The organism is Leclercia sp. G3L (assembly GCF_021117075.1).
GTDB lineage: Bacteria > Pseudomonadota > Gammaproteobacteria > Enterobacterales > Enterobacteriaceae > Enterobacter > Enterobacter adecarboxylatus_C.
Genome location: NZ_CP088265.1, coordinates 913,955 through 938,567, shown reverse-complemented (window position 1 = coordinate 938,567; position 24,613 = coordinate 913,955). Strand labels below are relative to the sequence as shown.

Sequence of the window (24,613 nt, the reverse complement as noted above, 5' to 3'; positions counted from 1 at the left end):
ACGTCAGCCCATAAAAAAACCCGCTTCGGCGGGTTTTTTTTTGTCTGTTTGGTGAGGTTTTTGCCGGGTGGCGCTGCGCTTACCGGGCCTACGGTTCGGGGCCGTTGTAGGCCCGGTAAGCGTAGCGTCACCCGGCGTGTTAGTTCACCAGCGGTAACCGGCGATACAGCTCGATCATATCTCCCGCCAGATCCTGAATCACCATCGCGTTCATCAGATGATCCTGGGAGTGAACGGTAATCAGGTTAACCGGCAGCTTGCCGGTGCCTTCATCCATACCAATCAGCTTCGTCTGGATGGTATGCGCATGCTTAACGAATTCGCGCGACTCTTCCATCGCCTTTTCTGCGTCGGCAAAATCGCCTTTACGCGCCATCTGCAGGGCGGTTAATGCTGAACTGCGGGCTGCACCGGCATTCACCAGCAGCTCCATAATGATGGTTTCTAAATCGTCCATGGGTCACTCCAGCAGTTTGAGGGCTTTTTCGAGAACGGCATCGCCTTTCATCATGCCGTAATCCATCATGTCGATAACCGCGACCTTTTTGCCCAGCGGTTCTGCCTGTGCCTGAAGATTATTGAGTTCGTATTTGACCTGCGGGCCAAGCAACACAATGTCGGCTGCGGCGATTTCATCTTTAAACTCAGCAACCGGTACGGCTTTAATGGTTACTTCGACCCCTTTTTTCTGCGCGGCGTCTTTCATGCGTTGAACCAGCATGCTGGTGGACATTCCCGCTGCACAGCATAAAACGATGTTCTTCATAGTCAGCCTCAATGTACATGTGTTTATTGATAATTATCCCGCGCCGCCCGCTTCGACAACCGCGATACCGCGATTGTGTGTGAGGCATCACAAAGAAACCCGCATTTTCTGAAACCGGTTACAACTGTTACAGAACGGGGAAAGGCAGGGCGAAACGAGGAAGAAGCTTTCCGCCCTGGTCAGCATCCCCTGCTGACGAAGTAAGCGTAAAAAATACGGGCACAGTCTGGCAATGGCCCGTTGATCAGGTTACGTGACGCCTCGTAATAACTTCATCGGGTTGCATTCTTTCTCAGCCCGGCTGCGAGGCGCGTCCCAGCCAGCTATCCCAGTCTTTCCACACCGGCTGTAATCCCTGCAGGCTGAGCGCTTCGGCAACCTCTTCCGGGCGACGATTGTCGTGCGGCGCAAACTGTTCCAGCTCGGGGCGATTGTCGGCATAGCCGCCTGGCTGCGTTTTTGAAAAAGCACTGACGTTGTTAATGGCCAGAGGAATGACGCGATCGCGAAACGCGGGAGATTCCCGGGTCGACAGCGACAGCTCCACCTCCGGTGCCAGCAGACGAAACGCGCAGATGGTCTGTACCAGCTGGCGTTCATCCATGATCGACGCGGGCTGGATCCCCCCGGCACAGGGGCGCAGCCGTGGGAAGGAGATCGAGTACCGGCTCTGCCAGTAGCGCTGCTGCAGCCACAGCAGATGTTCCGCCACCATAAAGTTGTCGACCCGCCAGCTGTCGGAGAGCCCGGTCAGTGCCCCGAGTCCGATCTTGTCGATCCCGGCGCGGCCCAGTCGATCCGGCGTCTCCAGCCGCCAGAAAAAGTCCTGCTTTTTACCTTTCAGATGGTGCTGAGCATATACCGCCTCGTGATAGGTTTCCTGATAGACCAGCACGCCATCCAGCCCCAGCGTTTTCAGCTCACCATATTCGTCTTCTGACAGGGGTTGAACCTCCATCTGCAACGAGGCGAACTGGCGGCGAATGGCCGGGAGATGGCGACGAAAATAGTCCATCCCGACCTTAGTCTGGTGCTCGCCAGTCACCAGCAGCAGATGCTCAAACCCCATCTCGCGGATCGCGGCACACTCCCGGGCAATCTCATGTTCATCCAGCGTCTTGCGCTTGATGTGGTTGCTCATTGAAAAGCCGCAGTAGGTACAGTCGTTCGCGCACAGGTTGGAGAGATAGAGCGGAACATAAAAGCTCACCGTGTTGCCAAAGCGCTGGCGCGTCAGACGCTGGGCCCGCTGCGCCATTGGCTCAAGATACGCGCTGGCGGCGGGGGAGAGCAGGGCCATCATGTCCTCGCGCGTCGGCTGCCGGGCATTCAGGGCGCGTTCAACGTCCGCCGGGGTTTTACTGTTGATGCGCAGGCGAATATCGTCCCAGTCGAGCTGGCGCCAGCGATCGGTAAAGGTGCTCATGAGAAGGCCTCCAGAAATCCGGTTAACGGGCTCGTGGCCTGGGCTTCAGGGCTCCGTGAACCGGGGCCAGACTGACGCGCCAGCACGCCCGCCTCCACCGCCAGCCGAAAGGCCCGTGCCATGCTCACCGGATCGTCCGCGACCGCAATGGCGGTGTTGACCAGCACGGCATCGGCACCCATCTCCAGCGCCTGCGCGGCATGGCTGGGCACGCCGATGCCGGCGTCCACGATCACCGGCACCGTCGCCTGCTGAATGATAATCTCCAGCATCGTGCGGGTTTCCAGCCCCTGATTGGAACCTATCGGCGCTCCGAGCGGCATCACCGCGGCGCAACCCGCCTCTTCGAGCCGTTTGCACAGCACCGGATCGGCGCCGCAGTAGGGCAGCACCGTGAACCCCTCTTTGACCAGCATCTCCGCCGCTTTCAGCGTCTCGATGGGATCGGGAAGCAGCCAGCGGGCATCGGGATGGATCTCCAGTTTGAGCCAGTGCGTCCCCAGCGCCTCGCGCGCCAGTCGGGCGGCGAACACGGCTTCCTCCGCGGTTTTGGCTCCGGAAGTATTGGGCAGCAGGCTCACGCCCGCCTCCAGCAGCGGCGCCAGAATAGCGTCATTGTGATGACGCAGATCGACCCGCTTCATCGCCAGGGTCACAAGTTGGCTGCCGCTCTCGCGAATGGCGTCCACCATCAGCTGCGGCGAGGCGAACTTGCCGGTGCCGGTAAACAGATGCGAATCAAAGGTTTTATCAGCAATACGTAACATCTCAGCCTCCGGCAATCACCTGAAAGAGCAGGATCCGATCGCCTTCGCGGACCTGCTGTTTATCCCACTGCTCGCGCGGCAGGATCTGTTGGTTCAGGGCCAGCGCGACCCCGGGTTTTAACTGGCGCAGCTGGTGGAGCAGGGTGGCGACGGTTAAACCTTCCACGCACTGCATCGGTTCGTCGTTAAACAGGATCTGCATGCTGCCCTCCACACACCGCACAGCCGCTGGCGCGCTGCAGGGCCAGCTGTCGCCAGCTGCCCGCCCGGGCATCAAACAGGCGCAGCGCATTGCGTGGGGTCTCAATGCCGCTGAGCAGCTTGATCGCCTCCAGCGCCTGCAAGGTTCCCATCACGCCCACCACCGGCCCGACGATCCCTGCGGTGCGGCAGTTGCGTTGCGGCTCGTCATCCTCCGGCCACAGACAGCGGTAACAGCCCTGCGCCCAGGGCGGCGTCAGCACCATCATCTGGCCACCAAAACCCACAGCGCTGGCGGTAATGAGCGGAGTATTGAGCATCACGCAGGCGGCGTTGATCGCCTGGCGCGTGGCCATGTTATCGGTGCAGTCCAGCACCACGTCGGCGCGGGCGATCTCATCCTCCAGCGCTTTGCCATCCAGGCGCGTCTGCAGGGCAATCAGCCGGATATCCGGGTTAAGCTGCTGCAGCCGACGCTGCGTTACCTGCGCCTTTGGCTGGGCGATGTCGTCGGTAGTGAAGAGGATCTGGCGCTGCAAATTACTCAGATGAACCTCGTCATCGTCGGCCAGCACCAGAGTGCCGATCCCGGCCCCGGCCAGGTACAGCGCCGCCGGGGCGCCTAATCCGCCGAGACCGACCAGCAGGACCCGGCTGGCGAGCAGCTTCTGCTGCCCGTCGATGGCGATATCGTCCAGCAGGATCTGACGGCTGTAGCGCATAAAGTCACGGTCATTCATCGCCTGCTCCCGCCAGTTGCAGTAACTGCGCCGTCGCTGCCTGCCAGTCATCGGCCTGGGTGATGGCGCTTACTACCGCGATGCTCCCAACGCCGGTCGCCAGTACCGCCGGGGCGCGCTCGAGACTGATACCGCCGATGGCAACGGTAGGGTAATCCGCCAGTCGTTCGATATGCCGGGCCAGCTGCTCCAGCCCCTGAGGGGCGGAAGGCATCTGCTTGGTCTGGGTAGGGAAAACGTGCCCCAGGGCGATATAGGACGGACTCGCCGCCAGCGCCACGTCGATCTCCATATCGTCGTGGGTCGAGACGCCGAGACGTAACCCGGCGGCACGAATGGCCTCAAGATCGGTGGTCTCCAGATCCTCCTGACCCAGATGCACGCCGTAAGCCTGATGTTTAATCGCCAGGCGCCAGTAGTCATTGATAAACAGCCGGGCGTTGTAGCGACGCCCCAGGGCAATGGCCGCCACGATATCGGCTTCGACCTCATCCTCCTGCTTGTCCTTGATGCGCAGCTGGAGCGTTTGTACGCCCGCGGCAAGCAGGCGTTCGATCCACGCCACGCTGTCGACTACCGGATAGAGCCCCAGACGAAAGGGCACCGGCGGAAAGTTGGGTTGATACATTACGCCTCCTCTTTTTTGAGGTAGATTTCGCCGCCCCGGGCGCGGAAGGTTTCCGACATATCGGCCATCCCCACTTCGATGGTCTGCGCCGCGGCGTAGTCGCGCACTTCCTGGCTGATTTTCATCGAGCAGAATTTTGGCCCGCACATGGAGCAGAAGTGCGCCACTTTGCCCGACTCCTGCGGCAGGGTTTCGTCGTGGTAGGCGCGGGCGGTGAACGGGTCAAGGGCGAGGTTGAACTGATCTTCCCAGCGGAATTCAAAGCGCGCTTTTGACATGGCGTTATCGCGGATCTGCGCCCCCGGATGGCCCTTCGCCAGGTCGGCAGCATGGGCGGCAATCTTGTAGGTGATTAGCCCTTGCTTCACGTCCTCTTTATTCGGCAGGCCGAGATGCTCTTTCGGCGTGACGTAGCAGAGCATCGCGCAGCCAAACCAGCCGATCATCGCCGCGCCAATTCCGGAGGTGAAGTGGTCATAGCCCGGTGCGATGTCGGTGGTCAACGGCCCCAGGGTGTAGAACGGCGCTTCGTGGCAGTGCTCCAGCTCCTCGGTCATGTTGCGGCGGATCATCTGCATCGGCACATGGCCCGGGCCTTCAATCATCACCTGGACGTCATACTCCCAGGCAATTTTGGTCAGCTCGCCCAGGGTATGTAGCTCGGCAAACTGGGCTTCGTCGTTGGCATCGCGAATGGAACCCGGACGCAGGCCATCGCCCAGCGACAGCGATACGTCGTACGCGGCGCAGATTTCGCAGATCTCGCGGAAGTGTTCATACAGGAAGTTCTCCTGATGATGGGACAGGCACCATTTCGCCATAATAGAACCGCCGCGGGAGACGATGCCGGTCAGGCGTTTGGCGGTCATCGGCACGTAGCGCAGCAGCACGCCCGCGTGGATGGTGAAGTAGTCCACGCCCTGCTCGGCCTGCTCCAGCAGCGTATCGCGGAACGCTTCCCAGGTGAGATCTTCCGCAATGCCGTTCACCTTCTCCAGCGCCTGGTAGATGGGTACCGTGCCAATCGGCACCGGACTGTTACGCAGGATCCACTCGCGGGTTTCGTGAATATAGCGCCCGGTAGAGAGGTCCATCACCGTGTCCGCGCCCCAGCGGGTGGACCAGACCAGTTTTTCCACCTCTTCTTCGATGGAGGAGGTGACCGCCGAGTTACCGATGTTGGCATTCACTTTCACCAGGAAGTTACGTCCGATGATCATCGGCTCTGATTCCGGGTGATTAATATTGGCCGGAATAATGGCGCGGCCAGCAGCGACTTCGTCACGTACAAATTCCGGAGTGATGTTCTCCGGCAGGCGGGCGCCAAAGCCTTCTCCCGGATGCTGGTGGCGCAGCACTTCGCCACGGATGCGCTCGCGGCCCATGTTTTCGCGGATGGCGATAAACTCCATCTCTGGCGTCACTATCCCCTGGCGGGCGTAATGCAGCTGGGTCACGCATTTACCCGCTCTGGCACGCTTCGGCGTGAGCAGTCCGGTAAAGCGCAGCTCGTCCAGCCCGTCATCGGCCAGACGCTCCCGGGTATAGGCTGAGCTTTGCGCATTCAGGGTTTCGCTGTCGTTACGGGCTTCAATCCACGGCTGGCGCAGCTTCGCCAGACCCTGCTGGACGTTAATCGCCACAGCCGGATCGCCGTACGGGCCGGAGGTGTCGTACACCGGCACCGCTTCGTTCTCTTCAAACTGCGGGTTCTCTTTGCTGCCGCCGATTAACGTCGGGCTGAGCTGGATCTCGCGCATTGGCACGCGGATATCCTCCTGCGAACCCGTCAGGTAAATGCGTTTTGAGTTGGGGAAAGCAGTGCCTTCCAGGGTGTCGATAAAGTGTTGGGCGTGTGCGCGCTGTTCGCGGCGGGTCATTTTTGTGGCAGACATAGCTCGTTCCAGTAAGTTCAGGAAGTGGCTTGTCAGACGACGGATGAAGCAAGAGAGGATCGCCCGGGGGCGATACAATAAATTGACTCTTGTTCCCTTCGCAGGTCTTAACCTGATCAGGTTCCGCGGATCCCGAATTAACGGTCTCAGCCCGGCTTTCGCACTGGGCACTCCGACAAGAATAGGCTCCCCTACAGCGGGAGCAGTGAATGTAAACTACGCGTTAACGAGGAATAACTCAAGCCGGTCGGGCGACGTTATCTTCGTTGCTCGCTTTCAGATTGTGATCCAGCGCAAGGGCGATCAGGTTATCTTCCAGCGTAAAGCGTTGCTCCAGCGCCTCGCCGATATCGGAAAGCGCCTGCTGAAATTCCAGGTAGTTATCCTGATCGATGGCGTTTTCCAGCGTGGAGTCATAGTAATCCATGATTTGCTGGGTATTGGCCTCCAGCAGGGGATAGAGTTTGGTTGCCGCTAAATACGGGCTGTTGCCTTCCATTTCACGGATAAAACGTTCATAAATATTGAAATGACCGTTGGAAAGGTAGTCGACCAGGCTCTGACAGAAATCGTCCAGCGCTTTTTCATTCAGGCGCATATAGGACTCTTTGCCAGGCTTAATGCCAACGAGATTGTAGTAGGCAACAAGCAGATGTTTCCGCACGTGCAGCCAGCGATCGACCAGTTTGTTACTTCCGCCAACGCGCTCTGTCAGGTTTTCTAGCTGGTTTAGCATGTTTGACTCCGCAAGGTTAAGATTAAAAGCTGCCCACCCAAAATGTAATAGTATTGTTACCAACATGCCTGTGAAGCAAAGGTAGTGCAATAGATATGGATCGTATAATTGAAAAATCGGATCGCGGCTGGTGGTTAGTCAGCCATGAACAAAAATTATGGTTGCCCGGTGGTGAATTACCATATGGCGAGGCCGGAAATTTCGATCTTGCGGGGCAACACGCACTAAATATAGGTGAGTGGAAGGGCGATTCTGTGTGGTTGATCCAACAAAATCGTCGTCACGATATGGGATCGGTGCGCCAGGTGCTCGATCTTGATGTCGGCTTGTTCCAACTGGCGGGTCGTGCTGTGCAGCTTGCCGAGTTTTATCGCTCGCATAAGTTCTGCGGCTACTGTGGCCACACCATGCACCCGAGCAAAACCGAGTGGGCGATGCTCTGCAGCCACTGCCGGGAACGCTATTACCCGCAAATCGCGCCGTGCATCATTGTCGCTATCCGTCGGGATGACTCCATCTTACTGGCGCAACACACCCGTCATCGCAACGGGGTGCATACCGTGCTCGCCGGATTTGTCGAAGTGGGCGAAACCCTGGAGCAGGCCGTGGCGCGAGAAGTGATGGAGGAGAGCGGGATTAAGGTGAAAAATTTACGTTATGTCACCTCCCAGCCGTGGCCGTTCCCACAGTCGCTGATGACCGCCTTTATGGCCGAGTACGACAGCGGCGAGATCGTCGTCGATCCGAAAGAGCTGCTGTCCGCCGACTGGTATCGCTACGACGATTTACCCCTGCTGCCACCGCCGGGCACCGTGGCGCGCCGCCTGATAGAAGATACCGTGGCAATGTGTCGGGCTGACGATGTGTGAGACATGTTACACTGGAGATAAGACGCTTAAGGAACTGCAAAAATGACCGAACTGAAGAACGATCGTTATCTGCGTGCGCTGCTGCGCCAACCCGTTGATATCACCCCGGTATGGATGATGCGCCAGGCGGGCCGCTATTTGCCGGAATACAAAGCCACGCGCGCGCAGGCGGGCGATTTTATGTCGCTGTGCAAAAACGCGGAGCTGGCCTGTGAAGTGACCCTTCAGCCGCTGCGCCGCTATCCGCTGGACGCGGCGATCCTCTTCTCCGATATCCTGACTATCCCCGACGCGATGGGGCTTGGCCTGTACTTTGAAACCGGCGAGGGCCCGCGCTTTAGCTCGCCGATTAAGAGCAAAGCGGACATCGACAACCTGCCGATCCCGGACCCGGAGCAGGAGCTCGGTTATGTGATGAATGCGGTGCGCACCATTCGCCGCGAGCTGAAAGGCGACGTGCCGCTGATCGGTTTTTCCGGCAGCCCGTGGACGCTGGCGACCTACATGGTCGAAGGCGGCAGCAGCAAAGCCTTCACCGTGATCAAGAAGATGATGTACGCCGATCCGCTGGCGCTGCACGCCCTGCTGGATAAGCTGGCGAAAAGCGTCACCCTCTACCTGAACGCGCAGATCAAAGCCGGCGCCCAGTCGGTGATGATCTTCGACACTTGGGGTGGGGTGCTGACGGGCCGCGATTACCAACAGTTCTCGCTCTACTACATGCATAAAATTGTCGATGGCCTGCTGCGTGAAAACGAAGGTCGTCGCGTGCCGGTGACCCTGTTCACCAAAGGCGGCGGTCAGTGGCTGGAAGCCCTGGCAGACACTGGCTGTGATGCGCTGGGCCTCGACTGGACTACCGATATTGCCGATGCGCGCCGCCGCGTTGGGGACAAAGTCGCCCTGCAGGGCAACATGGATCCGTCTATGCTGTATGCTCCGGCCGCCCGTATTGAAGAAGAAGTCGCGACCATTCTGGCGGGCTTCGGTCAGGGCGAAGGCCATGTGTTTAACCTGGGGCACGGTATTCATCAGGATGTACCGCCAGAACATGCAGGCGTGTTTGTGGAGGCGGTGCACCGACTTTCTGCCCAGTATCACCTGTAAGGAGTCGTTATGGATCTTGCGTCACTTCGCGCTCAACAACTTAAACTTGCTGCGTCGGTTTCCCGTGAAGACCGGCTGGATAAAGACCCACCCGCGCTGATTGCCGGGGCGGATGTCGGGTTTGAGCAGGGCGGTGAGGTGACGCGGGCGGCGATAGTACTCCTGACCTGGCCCGAACTGGAGCTGGTCGAGTATCAGGTAGCGCGTATCGCCACCACCATGCCTTACATCCCCGGATTCCTCTCTTTTCGTGAATATCCCGCGCTGCTGGCCGCGTGGGACCAGCTTTCGCAAAGACCCGACCTGATGTTCGTCGATGGCCACGGGATCTCCCATCCGCGCCGTCTCGGCGTTGCCAGCCATTTTGGCATGCTGGTGGATGTGCCGACCATCGGGGTAGCGAAAAAGCGCCTCTGCGGTAAGTTTGAACCTCTGTCGGCAGAGCCCGGCGCGCTGGCACCCTTGATGGACAAAGGCGAACAGCTGGCGTGGGTCTGGCGCAGTAAGGCGCGCTGCAATCCGCTGTTCATCGCCACCGGCCATCGCGTCAGTACCGACACCGCGCTGGCGTGGGTCCAGCGCTGCATGAAGGGCTATCGATTACCGGAGCCGACCCGCTGGGCCGATGCGGTGGCTTCCGGCCGTCCCGCTTTTGTGCGATGGCAGGAAATTCAGCGCTGATTCAGGTAAACTGCGGTTAATTTTCGATTCGAGACTTCATCATGTTACAAAACCCGATTCACCTGCGCCTCGAGAAGCTGGAAAGCTGGCAGCATGTCACCTTTATGGCCTGCCTGTGCGAACGCATGTACCCGAACTACGCCATGTTCTGCAAGCAGACTGAATTTGGTGACGGCCAGCTGTATCGCCGTATTCTCGATCTGGTATGGGAGACGCTGACGGTCAAAGATGCGAAGGTGAACTTCGATTCTCAGCTCGATAAGCTGGAAGAGGCGATCCCGGCTGCCGATGACTATGATGTCTATGGCGTCTATCCGGCGATCGATGCCTGTGTGGCATTAAGTGAACTGATTCACTCGCGCCTGAGTGGCGAAACTCTGGAACATGCCATCGAAGTCAGTAAGGCCTCAATTACTTCCGTGGCGATGCTGGAGATGACCCAGGAAGGTCGTGAAATGACCGATGAAGAGCTCCGTTTAAACCCGGCCGTTGAGCAGGAATGGGACATCCAGTGGGAAATATTCCGTTTGCTGGCAGAGTGCGAAGAACGCGATATCGAGCTGATTAAAGGTCTGCGTGCAGACTTGCGTGAGGCAGGCGAGAGTAACATTGGTATAAATCTTCACCAGTGAAACAATAAAACGTGATTTTACGCCTGTTTTGTCATGCCTGTACTCTTCCCTTCTGCCCCCCGTCTGGTCTACATTTGGGGGGCGAAAATAAGTGGCTATCGGTGCGTGTATGCAGGAGAGTGCTTTTTTGGCATTTTCGTCGCACTCGATGCTTAGCAAGCGATAAACACATTGAAAGGATAACTTATGAACAAGACTCAACTGATTGATGTAATTGCGGACAAGGCTGATCTGTCTAAAGTACAGGCTAAAGCTGCTCTGGAATCCACCCTGGCTGCTATTACTGAGTCTCTGAAAGAAGGCGATGCTGTACAACTGGTAGGTTTCGGTACCTTCAAAGTGAACCACCGCGCTGAGCGTACTGGCCGCAACCCGCAGACCGGTAACGAAATCAAAATCGCTGCAGCTAACGTGCCAGCATTTGTTTCTGGCAAAGCACTGAAAGACGCAGTTAAGTAAGCCGCGTAGCAGTGAACAGTTTTATCGAGGGGGCGGTTTCGCCCCTTTTGTCTGTCTGGCGCCAGGCAATAGCGCTGGCAGGCATACTTTTGCTGTCCGCCTGCAGCCATGACGCCTCTCTGCCGCCTTTTACCGCCAGCGGCTACGCTGACGATCAGGGTGCGGTACGTATCTGGCGTAAAGACACGGACGATGAAGTCCATCTGCTCTCCGCCTTTAGTCCCTGGCACAGCGGCAGCACCACCACCAGTGAGTACCGCTGGCAGGGTGATACGCTTGCTTATATTGACGTGAATATCTACAGCAAGGTGCCCGAGCATGTGCGGGTGCGTTTTGACGACCACGGTGAGCTGAGCTTTATGCAGCGCGAAATCGGCGGTCTTAAGCAGCAACTCTCTACCGATCAAATTGACCTCTATCGCTACCGTGCCGACCAGGTTCGTCAGACCAGTGACGCGCTGCGACAGGGACGGGTAGTGCTGCATCAGGGGCGCTGGCATGCCGATGGCACCGTGACCACCTGCGAAGGCCAGACCCTGAAGCCGGATCTTGATAGCTGGGCGACGGAACATATTGGACGGCGTCAGAGCCACTCCTCTATGGAAGTAAGCGTGGCGTGGCTGGAAGCGCCGGAAGGGTCACAGCTGCTGCTGGTGGCTAACGAAGATTTCTGTACCTGGCAGCCGACCGAGAAGAGTTTTTAAGTTCCCTCTCCCTTGAGGGAGAGGGTCAGGATGGGGGAAAAGTTACTCCCCTCGCTCCCGCGCAATCGCACGATAACCAATATCGTTACGGCTGAAGCTGCCGTTCCAGCGAATATCCGCCATCAGGGCATAGGCGCGCTGCTGCGCTTCCGCGACCGTATGTCCCAGCGCGGTGGCGCACAGGACGCGGCCGCCGTTGGTCAGCACGCGATCGTCATCAGACAGCGTAGTGCCGGCATGGAACACCTTCGCGCCTTCAACCTGCTCCAGCGGCAGACCGTGGATCTCATCCCCGGTGCTGTAGTTGCCCGGATAACCACCCGCCGCAATCACCACGCCCAGCGACGCACGCTCGTCCCACTCGGAGGTTTTCGTGTCCAGCTTGCCTTCGCAGGCCGCCAGGCACAGATCCACCAGATCGGATTTCATGCGCAGCATGATCGGCTGAGTTTCCGGATCGCCAAAGCGGCAGTTGAACTCGATTACCTTCGGGTTGCCCAGCTTGTCGATCATCAGGCCGGCATAGAGGAAACCGGTGTAGGTATTGCCTTCAGCCGCCATGCCTTTCACGGTAGGCCAGATGATGCGGTCCATGGTGCGCTGGTGCACTTCATCCGTCACTACCGGGGCAGGGGAGTAGGCACCCATACCGCCGGTATTCGGGCCGGTATCGGCATCGCCCACGCGCTTGTGATCCTGGCTGGTGGCCATCGGCAGGACGTGCTCGCCGTCGACCATCACGATAAAGCTCGCCTCCTCACCGTCGAGGAACTCCTCGATCACGATGCGGTGGCCCGCGTCGCCAAAGGCATTACCCGCCAGCATATCCTGAACCGCGGCTTCTGCCTCTTCGAGGGTCATCGCCACGATCACGCCTTTACCGGCGGCCAGACCGTCGGCCTTGATCACAATCGGCGCGCCTTTCTCACGCAGATACGCCAGGGCGGGCTCCACTTCGGTGAAATTCTGATACTCCGCGGTCGGGATGTTATGACGCGCGAGGAAATCTTTGGTGAAGGCTTTAGAGCCTTCCAGCTGGGCGGCGCCTTCGGTTGGGCCGAAGATGGTCAGACCCGCCGCGCGGAAAGCGTCTACTACGCCAATCACCAGCGGCGCTTCCGGGCCGACGATGGTCAGGTCGATCTTTTCATTCTGGGCAAAGCTCAGCAGCGCCGGAATATCGGTCACGCCGATGGCGACGTTCTGCAGGGCGGGCTCCAGCGCCGTACCGGCGTTACCCGGTGCCACGAAGACGGTGTTCACCTGCGGTGACTGCGCCGCTTTCCACGCCAGGGCGTGCTCGCGCCCGCCGTTACCAATCACTAATACTTTCATTCTCTGCTCCGGAAATTAATGGCGGAAATGACGCATGTCGGTGAAGATCATCGCGATACCGTGTTCGTCGGCAGCGGCAATGACTTCGTCATCGCGGATAGAACCGCCAGGCTGGATCACGCAGGTGATACCCACAGCCGCAGCCGCGTCGATACCGTCACGGAACGGGAAGAAGGCGTCAGAGGCCATGGCGGAGCCTTTCACTTCCAGACCTTCATCGCCTGCCTTGATACCGGCAATTTTCGCGGAGTAGACGCGGCTCATCTGGCCTGCGCCTATCCCGATGGTCATGTTCTCTTTCGCATAGACGATGGCGTTGGATTTCACGAACTTCGCCACTTTCCAGCAGAACAGCGCATCACGCAGTTCCTGTTCGGTCGGCTGACGCTTGCTGACCACGCGCAGGTCGGCTTCTGTCACCATACCCAGATCGCGATCCTGAACTAACAGACCGCCGTTCACACGCTTGAAGTCCAGGCCCGGAACGCGTTCTGCCCACTGGCCGCAGGTCAGTACGCGAACGTTCTGTTTCGCCGCGGTGATCTTCAGGGCTTCCTCGGTGGCGGAAGGGGCGATAATCACTTCCACAAACTGACGGGAGATAATTGCCTGAGCGGTTTCAGCATCCAGTTCACGGTTAAAGGCGATAATGCCGCCGAACGCAGAGGTCGGGTCGGTTTTGTACGCGCGATCGTAGGCATCCAGAATCGAGGTGCTGACCGCCACGCCGCATGGGTTCGCGTGTTTGACGATCACGCAGGCCGGCTCGCTGAATTCTTTCACGCACTCCAGCGCCGCGTCGGTGTCCGCGATGTTGTTATAGGAGAGCGCTTTGCCCTGAACCTGCTGTGCAGTGGCAACGGAGGCTTCTTTAACCTCTTCTTCTATATAGAAGGCAGCCTGCTGGTGGCTGTTCTCACCGTAGCGCATATCCTGCTTCTTAATGAAGTTCAGGTTTAAGGTGCGTGAGAAGCGGCCGGAAGGATCTTTGCTTTCGCCATGATAGGCTGGCACCAGGCTACCGAAGTAGTTGGCGATCATGCTGTCGTAGGCGGCGGTATGTTCGAACGCTTTAATGGCGAGGTCGAAACGAGTCTCGAGATTCAGGGAGCCTTCGTTGGCATCCATCTCTTTAATAATGGCCTCGTAGTCGCTGCTCTTAACTACGATGGCAACATCTTTATGGTTCTTGGCGGCGGAGCGCACCATGGTCGGGCCGCCGATATCGATATTCTCTACCGCATCTTCCAGCGAGCAGCCTTCACGGGCAACGGTCTGGGCGAACGGGTAGAGGTTAACAACAACCATATCGATCGGCGCAATCCCGTGCTGATCCATAATGCCGTCGTCCTGGCCGCGACGACCCAGAATGCCGCCGTGGACTTTTGGATGCAGGGTTTTGACGCGTCCATCCATCATTTCCGGGAAACCGGTGTAATCGGACACTTCGGTTACCGGCAGGCCTTTATCTGCTAACAGGCGGGCGGTACCGCCAGTGGACAGCAGCTCCACACCACGTGCAGAAAGTGCCTGAGCGAATTCGACGATACCGGCTTTATCAGAAACACTGAGCAGAGCGCGGCGGACTGGACGACGTTGTTGCATGGTAAATCCCCTGGATTTGACGATTACAGAGAGCGTTAGGTGAATTTTCCACATAAAAACTCAACTAACACACCTGGCGGGGCCGCTTTATTTAGCGCGAGCATTTTAACGAAAACGTTTGCGCAACGCTCGCACATTTTCACTTTTTCGTCGCATTGTGGATAAGTCTGTGAGTAATCAGGTATAAGGCGGGGTTTTGCTGGGGAATGCAGCAGTCAGTCATTTTTCTGTCATTTAAGGGTTGCGGGCTGCGGAGAACTCCCTATAATGCGCCTCCATCGACACGGCGGATGTGAATCACTTCACACAAACAGCCGGGTCGGTTGAAGAGAAAAGCGAAAAATAAACGCTTGACTCTGAAAGAGGAAAGCGTAATATACGCCACCTCGCAACGGTGAGCGAAAGCCGCGTTGCACTGCTCTTTAACAATTTATCAGACAATCTGTGTGGGCACTCAAAGTGACATGGATTCTTAACGTCGCAAGACGATAAATGAATACCAAAGTCTCTGAGTGAACATACGTAATTCATTACGAAGTTTAATTCACGAGCATCAAACTTAAATTGAAGAGTTTGATCATGGCTCAGATTGAACGCTGGCGGCAGGCCTAACACATGCAAGTCGAGCGGTAGCACAGAAGAGCTTGCTCTTCGGGTGACGAGCGGCGGACGGGTGAGTAATGTCTGGGAAACTGCCTGATGGAGGGGGATAACTACTGGAAACGGTAGCTAATACCGCATAACGTCGCAAGACCAAAGAGGGGGACCTTCGGGCCTCTTGCCATCAGATGTGCCCAGATGGGATTAGCTAGTAGGTGGGGTAATGGCTCACCTAGGCGACGATCCCTAGCTGGTCTGAGAGGATGACCAGCCACACTGGAACTGAGACACGGTCCAGACTCCTACGGGAGGCAGCAGTGGGGAATATTGCACAATGGGCGCAAGCCTGATGCAGCCATGCCGCGTGTATGAAGAAGGCCTTCGGGTTGTAAAGTACTTTCAGCGAGGAGGAAGGTGTTGCGGTTAATAACCGCAGCAATTGACGTTACTCGCAGAAGAAGCACCGGCTAACTCCGTGCCAGCAGCCGCGGTAATACGGAGGGTGCAAGCGTTAATCGGAATTACTGGGCGTAAAGCGCACGCAGGCGGTCTGTCAAGTCGGATGTGAAATCCCCGGGCTCAACCTGGGAACTGCATTCGAAACTGGCAGGCTAGAGTCTTGTAGAGGGGGGTAGAATTCCAGGTGTAGCGGTGAAATGCGTAGAGATCTGGAGGAATACCGGTGGCGAAGGCGGCCCCTGGACAAAGACTGACGCTCAGGTGCGAAAGCGTGGGGAGCAAACAGGATTAGATACCCTGGTAGTCCACGCCGTAAACGATGTCGACTTGGAGGTTGTTCCCTTGAGGAGTGGCTTCCGGAGCTAACGCGTTAAGTCGACCGCCTGGGGAGTACGGCCGCAAGGTTAAAACTCAAATGAATTGACGGGGGCCCGCACAAGCGGTGGAGCATGTGGTTTAATTCGATGCAACGCGAAGAACCTTACCTACTCTTGACATCCAGAGAACTTAGCAGAGATGCTTTGGTGCCTTCGGGAACTCTGAGACAGGTGCTGCATGGCTGTCGTCAGCTCGTGTTGTGAAATGTTGGGTTAAGTCCCGCAACGAGCGCAACCCTTATCCTTTGTTGCCAGCGGTTAGGCCGGGAACTCAAAGGAGACTGCCAGTGATAAACTGGAGGAAGGTGGGGATGACGTCAAGTCATCATGGCCCTTACGAGTAGGGCTACACACGTGCTACAATGGCGCATACAAAGAGAAGCGACCTCGCGAGAGCAAGCGGACCTCATAAAGTGCGTCGTAGTCCGGATTGAGTCTGCAACTCGACTCCATGAAGTCGGAATCGCTAGTAATCGTAGATCAGAATGCTACGGTGAATACGTTCCCGGGCCTTGTACACACCGCCCGTCACACCATGGGAGTGGGTTGCAAAAGAAGTAGGTAGCTTAACCTTCGGGAGGGCGCTTACCACTTTGTGATTCATGACTGGGGTGAAGTCGTAACAAGGTAACCGTAGGGGAACCTGCGGTTGGATCACCTCCTTACCTTAAAGAACCTGCCTTTGTAGTGCTCACACAGATTGTCTGATGAAAAGTAAAAAGCAAGGCGTCTTGCCGAAGCAGACTTCAGTGTCCCCTTCGTCTAGAGGCCCAGGACACCGCCCTTTCACGGCGGTAACAGGGGTTCGAATCCCCTAGGGGACGCCACTTGCTGGTTTGTGAGTGAAAGTCACCTGCCTTTATATCTCAAAACTAACTCTCTGAGTTACGTTTGAGATATTTGCTCTTTAAAAATCTGGATCAAGCTGAAAATTGAAACGACACGCCGTGTCTGTTCTCCGTAATAAGAGCAGATAAGCGGTGTGTCAGAGTCTCTCAAATTTTCGCAAGTCGATGATGAATCGAAAGAAACATCTTCGGGTTGTGAGGTTAAGCGACCAAGCGTACACGGTGGATGCCTAGGCAGTCAGAGGCGATGAAGGACGTGCTAATCTGCGATAAGCGTCGGTAAGGTGATATGAACCGTTATAACCGACGATTTCCGAATGGGGAAACCCAGTGTGACTCGTCACACTATCGTTAAGTGAATACATAGCTTAACGAAGCGAACCAGGGGAACTGAAACATCTAAGTACCCTGAGGAAAAGAAATCAACCGAGATTCCCCCAGTAGCGGCGAGCGAACGGGGAGTAGCCCGGAGTCTGAATCAGCATGTGTGTCAGTGGAAGCGTCTGGAAAGTCGCAGGGTACAGGGTGATACTCCCTGTACACGAAGATACACTTGCTGTGAACTCGAAGAGTAGGGCGGGACACGTGGTATCCTGTCTGAATATGGGGGGACCATCCTCCAAGGCTAAATACTCCTGACTGACCGATAGTGAACCAGTACCGTGAGGGAAAGGCGAAAAGAACCCCGGCGAGGGGAGTGAAAAAAAGAACCTGAAACCGTGTACGTACAAGCAGTGGGAGCACCCTTGTGGTGTGACTGCGTACCTTTTGTATAATGGGTCAGCGACTTATATTCTGTAGCAAGGTTAACCGTATAGGGGAGCCGAAGGGAAACCGAGTCTTAACTGGGCGTTAAGTTGCAGGGTATAGACCCGAAAACCCGGTGATCTCAGCCATGGGCAGGTTGAAGGTTGGGTAACACTAACTGGAGGACCGAACCGACTAATGTTGAAAAAAATTAGCGGATGACCTGTGGCTGGGGGTGAAAGGCCAATCAAAACCGGGAGATAGCTGGTTCTCCCCGAAAGCTATTTAGGTAGCGCCTCGTGAATTCATCTCCGGGGGTAGAGCACTGTTTCGGCTAGGGGGCCATCCCGGCTTACCAACCCGATGCAAACTGCGAATACCGGAGAATGTTATCACGGGAGACACACGGCGGGTGCTAACGTCCGTCGTGAAGAGGGAAACAACCCAGACCGCCAGCTAAGGTCCCAAAGTCATGGTTAAGTGGGAAACGATGTGGGAAGGCACAGACAGCCAGGATGTTGGCTTAGAAGCAGCCATCATTTAAAGAAAGCGTAATAGCTCACTGGTCGAGTCGGCCTGCGCGGAAGATGTAACGGGGCTAAACCATGCACCGAAGCTGCGGCAGCGACACTATGTGTTGTTGGGTAGGGGAGCGTTCTGTAAGCCGTCGAAGGTGTGCTGTGAGGCATGCTGGAGGTATCAGAAGTGCGAATGCTGACATAAGTAACGATAAAGCGGGTGAAAAAAACCCGCTCGCCGGAAGACCAAGGGTTCCTGTCCAACGTTAATCGGGGCAGGGGTGAGTCGACCCCTAAGGCGAGGCCGAAAGGCGTAGTCGATGGGAAACAGGTTAATATTCCTGTACTCGGTGTTACTGCGAAGGGGGACGGAGAAGGCTATGTTGGCCGGGCGACGGTTGTCCCGGTTTAAGCATGTAGGCGGAGGTTCCGGGTAAATCCGGAACCTTGTTAACGCTGAGGTGTGATGACGAGGCACTACGGTGCTGAAGCAACAAATGCCCTGCTTCCAGGAAAAGCCTCTAAGCATCAGGTAACATCAAATCGTACCCCAAACCGACACAGGTGGTCAGGTAGAGAATACCAAGGCGCTTGAGAGAACTCGGGTGAAGGAACTAGGCAAAAATGGTGCCGTAACTTCGGGAGAAGGCACGCTGATGTGTAGGTGAAGCCCCTGCGGGTGGAGCTGAAATCAGTCGAAGATACCAGCTGGCTGCAACTGTTTATTAAAAAACACAGCACTGTGCAAACACGAAAGTGGACGTATACGGTGTGACGCCTGCCCGGTGCCGGAAGGTTAATTGATGGGGTTAGCGGCAACGCGAAGCTCTTGATCGAAGCCCCGGTAAACGGCGGCCGTAACTATAACGGTCCTAAGGTAGCGAAATTCCTTGTCGGGTAAGTTCCGACCTGCACGAATGGCGTAATGATGGCCAGGCTGTCTCCACCCGAGACTCAGTGAAATTGAAATCGCTGTGAAGATGCAGTGTACCCGCGGCAAGACGGAAAGACCCCGTGAACCTTTACTATAGCTTGACACTGAACACTGGTCCTTGATGTGTAGGATAGGTGGGAGGCTTTGAAGCGTGGACGCCAGTCTGCGTGGAGCCATCCTTGAAATACCACCCTTTAATGGCTGGTGTTCTAACGTAGACCCGTAATCCGGGTTGCGGACAGTGTCTGGTGGGTAGTTTGACTGGGGCGGTCTCCTCCTAAAGAGTAACGGAGGAGCACGAAGGTTAGCTAATCCTGGTCGGACATCAGGAGGTTAGTGCAATGGCATAAGCTAGCTTGACTGCGAGAGTGACGGCTCGAGCAGGTGCGAAAGCAGGTCATAGTGATCCGGTGGTTCTGTATGGAAGGGCCATCGCTCAACGGATAAAAGGTACTCCGGGGATAACAGGCTGATACCGCCCAAGAGTTCATATCGACGGCGGTGTTTGGCACCTCGATGTCGGCTCATCACATCCTGGGGCTGAAGTAGGTCCCAAGGGTACGGCTGTTCGCCGTTTAAAGTGGTACGCGAGCTGGGTTTAGAACGTCGTGAGACAGTTCGGTCCCTATCTCGCCGTGGGCGCTGGAGAATTGAGGGGGCTGCTCCTAGTACGAGAGGACCGGAGTGGACGCATCACTGGTGTTCGGGTTGTCATGCCAATGGCACTGCCCGGTAGCTAAATGCGGAAGAGATAAGTGCTGAAAGCATCTAAGCACGAAACTTGCCCCGAGATGAGTTCTCCCTGAGCCTTTAAGGCTCCTGAAGGAACGTTGAAGACGACGACGTTGATAGGTCGGGTGTGTAAGCGCAGCGATGCGTTGAGCTAACCGATACTAATGAACCGTGAGGCTTAACCTTACAACGCCGAAGCTGTTTCGGCGGATTTGAGAGATTTTCAGCTGATACAGATTAGTCACTGCGCCTGCGGGCGGGGTGAACAACAGAATTTGCCTGGCGGCTGTAGCGCGGTGGTCCCACCTGACCCCATGCCGAACTCAGAAGTGAAACGCCGTAGCGCCGATGGTAGTGTGGGGTCTCCCCATGCGAGAGTAGGGAACTGCCAGGCATCAAATCACGCGAAAGCCCATCCTCACGGATGGGCTTTTTGCGTTGCGCCGGGAAAACCCCCCGGGCGGCGGCTGCGCCTTACCCGGCCTACGGGACCAGTGCTTTAGTAGGCCCGGTAAGCGTAGCGCCACCGGGCAATCCTGCCACACTCAACCCCCTTCCTTGAAACTTTCTCACCTTTCACATGCAGACTCGACATTTGCCTTATTCCTGGTTATTGTCAGCTATCTGGATGTCTAAACGTTTATACGTATGCTTTGAGGATCTAAGGTTATGCCGATTCGGGTGCAGGACGAGCTACCAGCCGTCAATTTCTTGCGTGAGGAAAATGTCTTTGTCATGAAGGCATCGCGCGCTACAGGTCAGGAAATTCGTCCTCTGAAGGTGCTTATCCTCAACCTGATGCCGAAGAAGATTGAGACGGAGAATCAATTCCTCCGCTTGCTCTCAAACTCCCCCCTCCAGGTCGATATTCAGCTGTTGCGTATTGATGCGCGTGAGTCCCGCAACACGCCTTCGGAGCATCTTAATAACTTCTACTGTAACTTTGATGATATCCGCGACGACAATTTCGATGGACTGATTGTCACCGGTGCGCCGCTGGGCCTGGTTGAGTTCAACGACGTGGCCTACTGGCCGCAGATTAAGCAGGTGCTGGAGTGGGCCAAAGATCACGTCACCTCCACGTTGTTTGTCTGTTGGGCGGTGCAGGCGGCACTCAATATTCTTTACGGTATCCCTAAGCAGACCCGCAGCGAAAAACTTTCTGGCGTCTACGAACACCATATTCTGCACCCCCATGCACTGCTGACGCGGGGCTTTGATGACACCTTCCTGGCTCCCCATTCACGCTATGCCGATTTCCCGGCAGCACTGATCCGTGACTACACCGATCTGGAGATCCTGGCAGAAAGCGAGGAGGGGGATGCCTACCTGTTCGCCAGCAAAGATAAGCGTATTGCTTTTGTTACCGGTCATCCCGAGTACGATCCCGATACTCTGGCGAGCGAATATTTCCGCGATGTGGAAGCGGGTTTGAACCCGGACGTGCCCTATAACTATTTCCCGCAAAACGATCCGCAGAACAAACCGCGGGCAACCTGGCGCAGTCATGGCAACCTGCTGTTTACTAACTGGCTCAACTATTACGTCTACCAGATCACGCCATACGATCTGCGCCACATGAATCCGACACTGGAGTAATCCTCTGAGGATCTTGATCCTGTAGCGTTTCAGCTCTCCAGTTAAGGCACCTTAGGGTGCCTTTTTTATTTCCGAAATCCCCTCCGCTTGATGAATGATTTTTAATCTAATAAATATCAATCGCTTAAGTTCATTTTAAATTAAAAATGGAAATAGTTTTTGATTTTGCGATAAATATGGATAGTCTTAATTTTGCTGAACGAAAACTACACAACGATCTTTCGTTCGCGTGGGGAAATGAATTCGGATCAACGACGAGGAGCAGTGGAATGAATCAACAGGCAACCATTATCGATGAACTGGCCTTTAACCAACCGCATGGCGAGCAGGAGCAGCAGATTCTGACGCCAGATGCCGTTGAGTTTCTTACCGAGCTGGTGACCCGCTTCACGCCAAAACGCAATAAGTTACTGGCCGCACGTATCCAGCAGCAGCAAGACATTGATAACGGACAGCTGCCTGACTTTATTTCGGAAACCGCTTCCATTCGTGAAGGTGACTGGACGATCCGCGGCATTCCGCAGGATCTGCAGGACCGACGCGTCGAGATCACCGGGCCGGTAGAGCGTAAAATGGTGATCAATGCGCTGAATGCCAATGTGAAAGTCTTTATGGCGGATTTTGAAGATTCGCTGGCGCCCGACTGGAACAAAGTGATCGAAGGCCAGATCAACCTGCGCGACGCGGTGAACGGCACCATCAGTCACACCAATGAAGCCGGCAAAATTTATCAGCTTAAACCTAACCCGGCGGTCCTGGTCTGCCGCGTGCGCGGCCTGCATTTACCGGAAAAGCATGTTACCTGGAACGGGGAAGCGATCCCGGGCAGCCTGTTCGACTTTGCCCTCTATTTCTTCCATAACCATAAAAATCTGCTGGCAAAAGGCAGCGGCCCCTATTTCTACTTGCCGAAAACCCAATCCTGGCAGGAAGCGGCCTGGTGGAGTGAGGTCTTCAGCTATGCCGAAGACCGTTTCGACCTGCCGCGCGGCACCATCAAAGCCACGCTGCTGATTGAAACCCTGCCGGCGGTGTTCCAGATGGATGAGATCCTGCATGCCCTGCGTGACCACATCGTTGGTCTGAACTGCGGCCGCTGGGATTACATTTTCAGCTATATCAAGACCCTGAAAAACCATCCCGATCGTGTTCTGCCGGATCGCCAGGTGGTGACCATGGACAAATCATTCCTGAATGCCTACTCGCGTCTGCTGATCAAAACCTGCCACAAACGCGGCGCCTTCGCGATGGGCGGCATGGCGGCCTTTATTCCGAGCAAAGACAGCGAGCGTAACAATCAGGTGCTGAACAAAGTGAAGGCCGACAAGGAGCTGGAAGCCAGCAACGGCCATGACGGCACCTGGGTGGCGCATCCCGGACTGGCCGATACCGCCATGGAGGTGTTCAACCGCATTCTGGGCGATAACAAAAATCAGCTGCACGTAACCCGCGAAGAGGATACGCCAGTCACCGCCGCACAGCTGCTCGAGCCGTGCGAGGGCGAGCGCACCGAAGAGGGAATGCGTGCCAATATCCGCGTGGCGGTGCAGTACATCGAAGCGTGGATCTCCGGCAACGGCTGTGTGCCGATTTACGGTCTGATGGAGGATGCCGCCACCGCTGAGATCTCCCGTACCTCTATCTGGCAGTGGATCCACCATCAGAAGACCCTCAGCAACGGCAAACCGGTCACCAAAGCCCTGTTCCGCGAGATGCTGTCGGAAGAGATGCTGAACATTCAGGACGAACTGGGCGAGCACCGCTTCAGCAGCGGCCGCTTCGACGCCGCCGCACGCCTGATGGAACAGATCACCACCTCAGATGAGCTCATCGACTTCCTGACGCTGCCTGGCTACCGCCTGCTGGCCTGATTTCACCACATAACAATATGGAGCATCTGCACATGAAAACCCGTACCCAACAAATCGAAGCATTACAGAACGAGTGGACTCAACCGCGCTGGGAAGGCATTGAACGCCCTTATAGCGCAGAGGAAGTGGTGAAGTTACGCGGCTCGGTCAACCCCGAGTGCACTCTGGCGCAGCTGGGGGCGGCCAAAATGTGGCGTCTGCTGCACGGCGAATCGAAGAAGGGTTACATCAATAGCCTCGGCGCGCTGACGGGCGGCCAGGCGTTGCAGCAGGCGAAAGCGGGCATTGAAGCGGTCTATCTGTCGGGCTGGCAGGTCGCGGCGGACGCCAACCTGGCGTCCAGCATGTACCCGGATCAGTCTCTCTATCCGGCAAACTCTGTCCCGGCGGTGGTGGAGCGGATCAACAATACCTTTCGCCGTGCGGATCAGATCCAGTGGGCGTCCGGCATTGAGCCAAACGATCCGCGCTTTGTGGATTACTTCCTGCCGATTGTCGCCGATGCCGAAGCGGGCTTTGGCGGGGTGCTGAACGCCTTCGAGCTGATGAAATCGATGATTGAAGCCGGTGCAGCGGCCGTTCACTTCGAAGATCAGCTGGCCTCGGTGAAAAAGTGCGGGCATATGGGCGGTAAAGTGCTGGTGCCAACGCAGGAGGCGATCCAGAAACTGGTGGCTGCCCGTCTGGCCGCTGACGTGCTGGGCGTTCCGACGCTGGTGATTGCCCGTACCGATGCTGATGCCGCAGACCTGATCACCTCCGATTGCGACCCTTACGACAGCCAGTTTATTACCGGGGAACGTACCAGCGAAGGCTTCTACCGTACCCATGCCGGCATTGAGCAGGCGATTAGCCGCGGCCTGGCCTATGCTCCTTATGCCGATCTGGTGTGGTGCGAAACCTCTACCCCGGACCTGGCGCTGGCTAAACGCTTCGCTGACGCCATTCATGCGAAATACCCGGGCAAACTGCTGGCCTATAACTGCTCACCGTCCTTCAACTGGCAGAAAAACCTGGACGATAACACCATCGCCAGCTTCCAGCAGGCGCTGTCGGACATGGGCTACAAGTATCAGTTCATCACCCTCGCGGGCATTCACAGCATGTGGTTCAACATGTTCGACCTGGCGCACGCCTACGCCCAGGGCGAGGGGATGAAGCACTACGTCGAGAAGGTCCAGCAGCCGGAGTTCGCGGCAAGCCAAAAGGGCTACACCTTTGCCTCACATCAGCAGGAAGTGGGAACGGGCTACTTCGACAAAGTCACCACCATCATTCAGGGCGGCGCCTCCTCCGTGACCGCGCTGACCGGCTCGACCGAAGAAGCACAGTTCTGATAACGGAAACGCCCGGTGGCGCTACGCTTACCGGGCCTAC

20 protein-coding genes, 1 tRNA gene, 3 rRNA genes and 1 riboswitch are annotated in these 24,613 nt (G+C 56.6%); of the genes, 13 read left to right on the top strand and 11 right to left on the bottom strand.

Annotated elements, in window-relative coordinates:
- Positions 1-139: 139 nt before the first annotated feature.
- The 9 genes from LRS40_RS05835 to rsd all read right to left on the bottom strand — a co-directional run bounded on the left by LRS40_RS05835 (position 140) and on the right by rsd (position 7,159).
- Positions 140-457 carry a PTS lactose/cellobiose transporter subunit IIA gene (locus LRS40_RS05835; RefSeq protein ID WP_106996047.1) on the bottom strand — a complete coding sequence of 106 codons (318 nt, stop codon included), beginning with the start codon at positions 455-457 and terminating at the stop codon, positions 140-142.
- A gap of 3 nt (positions 458-460) precedes the next feature.
- Complete coding sequence (locus tag LRS40_RS05830; protein ID WP_039028885.1) at positions 461-766, bottom strand: PTS sugar transporter subunit IIB; 306 nt, start codon at positions 764-766, stop codon at positions 461-463.
- Positions 767-1,058: 292 nt separating this feature from the next.
- Positions 1,059-2,192 carry a 2-iminoacetate synthase ThiH gene (gene thiH / locus LRS40_RS05825; RefSeq protein ID WP_231313309.1) on the bottom strand — a complete coding sequence of 378 codons (1,134 nt, stop codon included), beginning with the start codon at positions 2,190-2,192 and terminating at the stop codon, positions 1,059-1,061.
- Complete coding sequence (gene thiG, locus LRS40_RS05820; RefSeq protein WP_231313308.1) at positions 2,189-2,959, bottom strand: thiazole synthase; 771 nt, start codon at positions 2,957-2,959, stop codon at positions 2,189-2,191. Before thiG ends, thiH begins: the two co-directional genes overlap by 4 nt.
- 1 nt (position 2,960) lies before the next feature.
- Positions 2,961-3,161: a sulfur carrier protein ThiS gene (gene thiS, locus LRS40_RS05815; protein WP_142487810.1), complete on the bottom strand. Its 201-nt coding sequence runs from the start codon at positions 3,159-3,161 to the stop codon at positions 2,961-2,963.
- Complete coding sequence (gene thiF / locus LRS40_RS05810) at positions 3,145-3,900, bottom strand: thiazole biosynthesis adenylyltransferase ThiF (protein WP_231313307.1); 756 nt, start codon at positions 3,898-3,900, stop codon at positions 3,145-3,147. The genes thiS and thiF overlap by 17 nt, the downstream gene beginning before the upstream one ends.
- Entirely contained in the window at positions 3,893-4,528 is a 636-nt protein-coding gene (gene thiE / locus LRS40_RS05805) for a thiamine phosphate synthase (protein ID WP_142487812.1), read from the bottom strand. The genes thiF and thiE overlap by 8 nt, the downstream gene beginning before the upstream one ends.
- Positions 4,528-6,423, bottom strand: coding sequence for a phosphomethylpyrimidine synthase ThiC (gene thiC / locus LRS40_RS05800; RefSeq protein WP_142487813.1), 1,896 nt, complete (start codon positions 6,421-6,423; stop codon positions 4,528-4,530). Before thiC ends, thiE begins: the two co-directional genes overlap by 1 nt.
- A gap of 76 nt (positions 6,424-6,499) precedes the next feature.
- Positions 6,500-6,608, bottom strand: a riboswitch (TPP riboswitch).
- Positions 6,609-6,661: 53 nt separating this feature from the next.
- Complete coding sequence (gene rsd, locus LRS40_RS05795; protein WP_142487814.1) at positions 6,662-7,159, bottom strand: sigma D regulator; 498 nt, start codon at positions 7,157-7,159, stop codon at positions 6,662-6,664.
- Between the two features lie 95 nt (positions 7,160-7,254).
- Here rsd and nudC point away from each other — a divergent pair, with 95 nt between their 5' ends.
- The 6 genes from nudC to LRS40_RS05765 all read left to right on the top strand — a co-directional run bounded on the left by nudC (position 7,255) and on the right by LRS40_RS05765 (position 11,611).
- Positions 7,255-8,028, top strand: coding sequence for an NAD(+) diphosphatase (nudC, locus tag LRS40_RS05790; protein WP_231313306.1), 774 nt, complete (start codon positions 7,255-7,257; stop codon positions 8,026-8,028).
- Positions 8,029-8,070: 42 nt separating this feature from the next.
- Positions 8,071-9,135, top strand: coding sequence for a uroporphyrinogen decarboxylase (gene hemE / locus LRS40_RS05785; RefSeq protein WP_142487816.1), 1,065 nt, complete (start codon positions 8,071-8,073; stop codon positions 9,133-9,135).
- A gap of 9 nt (positions 9,136-9,144) precedes the next feature.
- Positions 9,145-9,816 carry a deoxyribonuclease V gene (nfi, locus tag LRS40_RS05780; RefSeq protein ID WP_142487817.1) on the top strand — a complete coding sequence of 224 codons (672 nt, stop codon included), beginning with the start codon at positions 9,145-9,147 and terminating at the stop codon, positions 9,814-9,816.
- A gap of 41 nt (positions 9,817-9,857) precedes the next feature.
- Positions 9,858-10,448 carry a YjaG family protein gene (locus LRS40_RS05775; RefSeq protein ID WP_106996058.1) on the top strand — a complete coding sequence of 197 codons (591 nt, stop codon included), beginning with the start codon at positions 9,858-9,860 and terminating at the stop codon, positions 10,446-10,448.
- A 186-nt stretch (positions 10,449-10,634) separates the two neighbouring features.
- On the top strand, positions 10,635-10,907 hold the full coding sequence (gene hupA / locus LRS40_RS05770; RefSeq protein ID WP_032615913.1) for a nucleoid-associated protein HU-alpha: 273 nt from the start codon (positions 10,635-10,637) through the stop codon (positions 10,905-10,907).
- A gap of 11 nt (positions 10,908-10,918) precedes the next feature.
- Complete coding sequence (locus LRS40_RS05765; protein WP_231313305.1) at positions 10,919-11,611, top strand: DUF1481 domain-containing protein; 693 nt, start codon at positions 10,919-10,921, stop codon at positions 11,609-11,611.
- A gap of 42 nt (positions 11,612-11,653) precedes the next feature.
- Here the strand turns inward: LRS40_RS05765 and purD are convergent, their stop codons facing one another.
- Together purD and purH are read right to left on the bottom strand one after the other, a co-directional pair.
- Positions 11,654-12,946 carry a phosphoribosylamine--glycine ligase gene (gene purD, locus LRS40_RS05760; protein WP_231313304.1) on the bottom strand — a complete coding sequence of 431 codons (1,293 nt, stop codon included), beginning with the start codon at positions 12,944-12,946 and terminating at the stop codon, positions 11,654-11,656.
- Between the two features lie 15 nt (positions 12,947-12,961).
- Entirely contained in the window at positions 12,962-14,551 is a 1,590-nt protein-coding gene (gene purH / locus LRS40_RS05755; RefSeq protein ID WP_142487820.1) for a bifunctional phosphoribosylaminoimidazolecarboxamide formyltransferase/IMP cyclohydrolase, read from the bottom strand.
- A gap of 561 nt (positions 14,552-15,112) precedes the next feature.
- On the opposite strand from purH, the gene LRS40_RS05750 reads away from it, so the two are divergent.
- From LRS40_RS05750 to aceA, 7 genes are all read left to right on the top strand, one after another.
- A 16S ribosomal RNA gene (locus tag LRS40_RS05750) occupies positions 15,113-16,652 on the top strand.
- Between the two features lie 86 nt (positions 16,653-16,738).
- Positions 16,739-16,814, top strand: a tRNA-Glu gene (locus LRS40_RS05745).
- Positions 16,815-17,034: 220 nt separating this feature from the next.
- A 23S ribosomal RNA gene (locus LRS40_RS05740) occupies positions 17,035-19,952 on the top strand.
- 92 nt (positions 19,953-20,044) lie between these two features.
- A 5S ribosomal RNA gene (gene rrf / locus LRS40_RS05735) occupies positions 20,045-20,160 on the top strand.
- The 16S, 23S and 5S rRNA genes sit together here with 1 tRNA gene alongside, the layout of an rRNA operon.
- A gap of 275 nt (positions 20,161-20,435) precedes the next feature.
- Positions 20,436-21,365 carry a homoserine O-succinyltransferase gene (metA, locus tag LRS40_RS05730; RefSeq protein ID WP_142487821.1) on the top strand — a complete coding sequence of 310 codons (930 nt, stop codon included), beginning with the start codon at positions 20,436-20,438 and terminating at the stop codon, positions 21,363-21,365.
- Positions 21,366-21,634: 269 nt separating this feature from the next.
- Positions 21,635-23,236, top strand: coding sequence for a malate synthase A (gene aceB, locus LRS40_RS05725; protein WP_231313303.1), 1,602 nt, complete (start codon positions 21,635-21,637; stop codon positions 23,234-23,236).
- A gap of 32 nt (positions 23,237-23,268) precedes the next feature.
- Positions 23,269-24,573: an isocitrate lyase gene (gene aceA / locus LRS40_RS05720; RefSeq protein WP_156262674.1), complete on the top strand. Its 1,305-nt coding sequence runs from the start codon at positions 23,269-23,271 to the stop codon at positions 24,571-24,573.
- Positions 24,574-24,613: the final 40 nt, after the last annotated feature.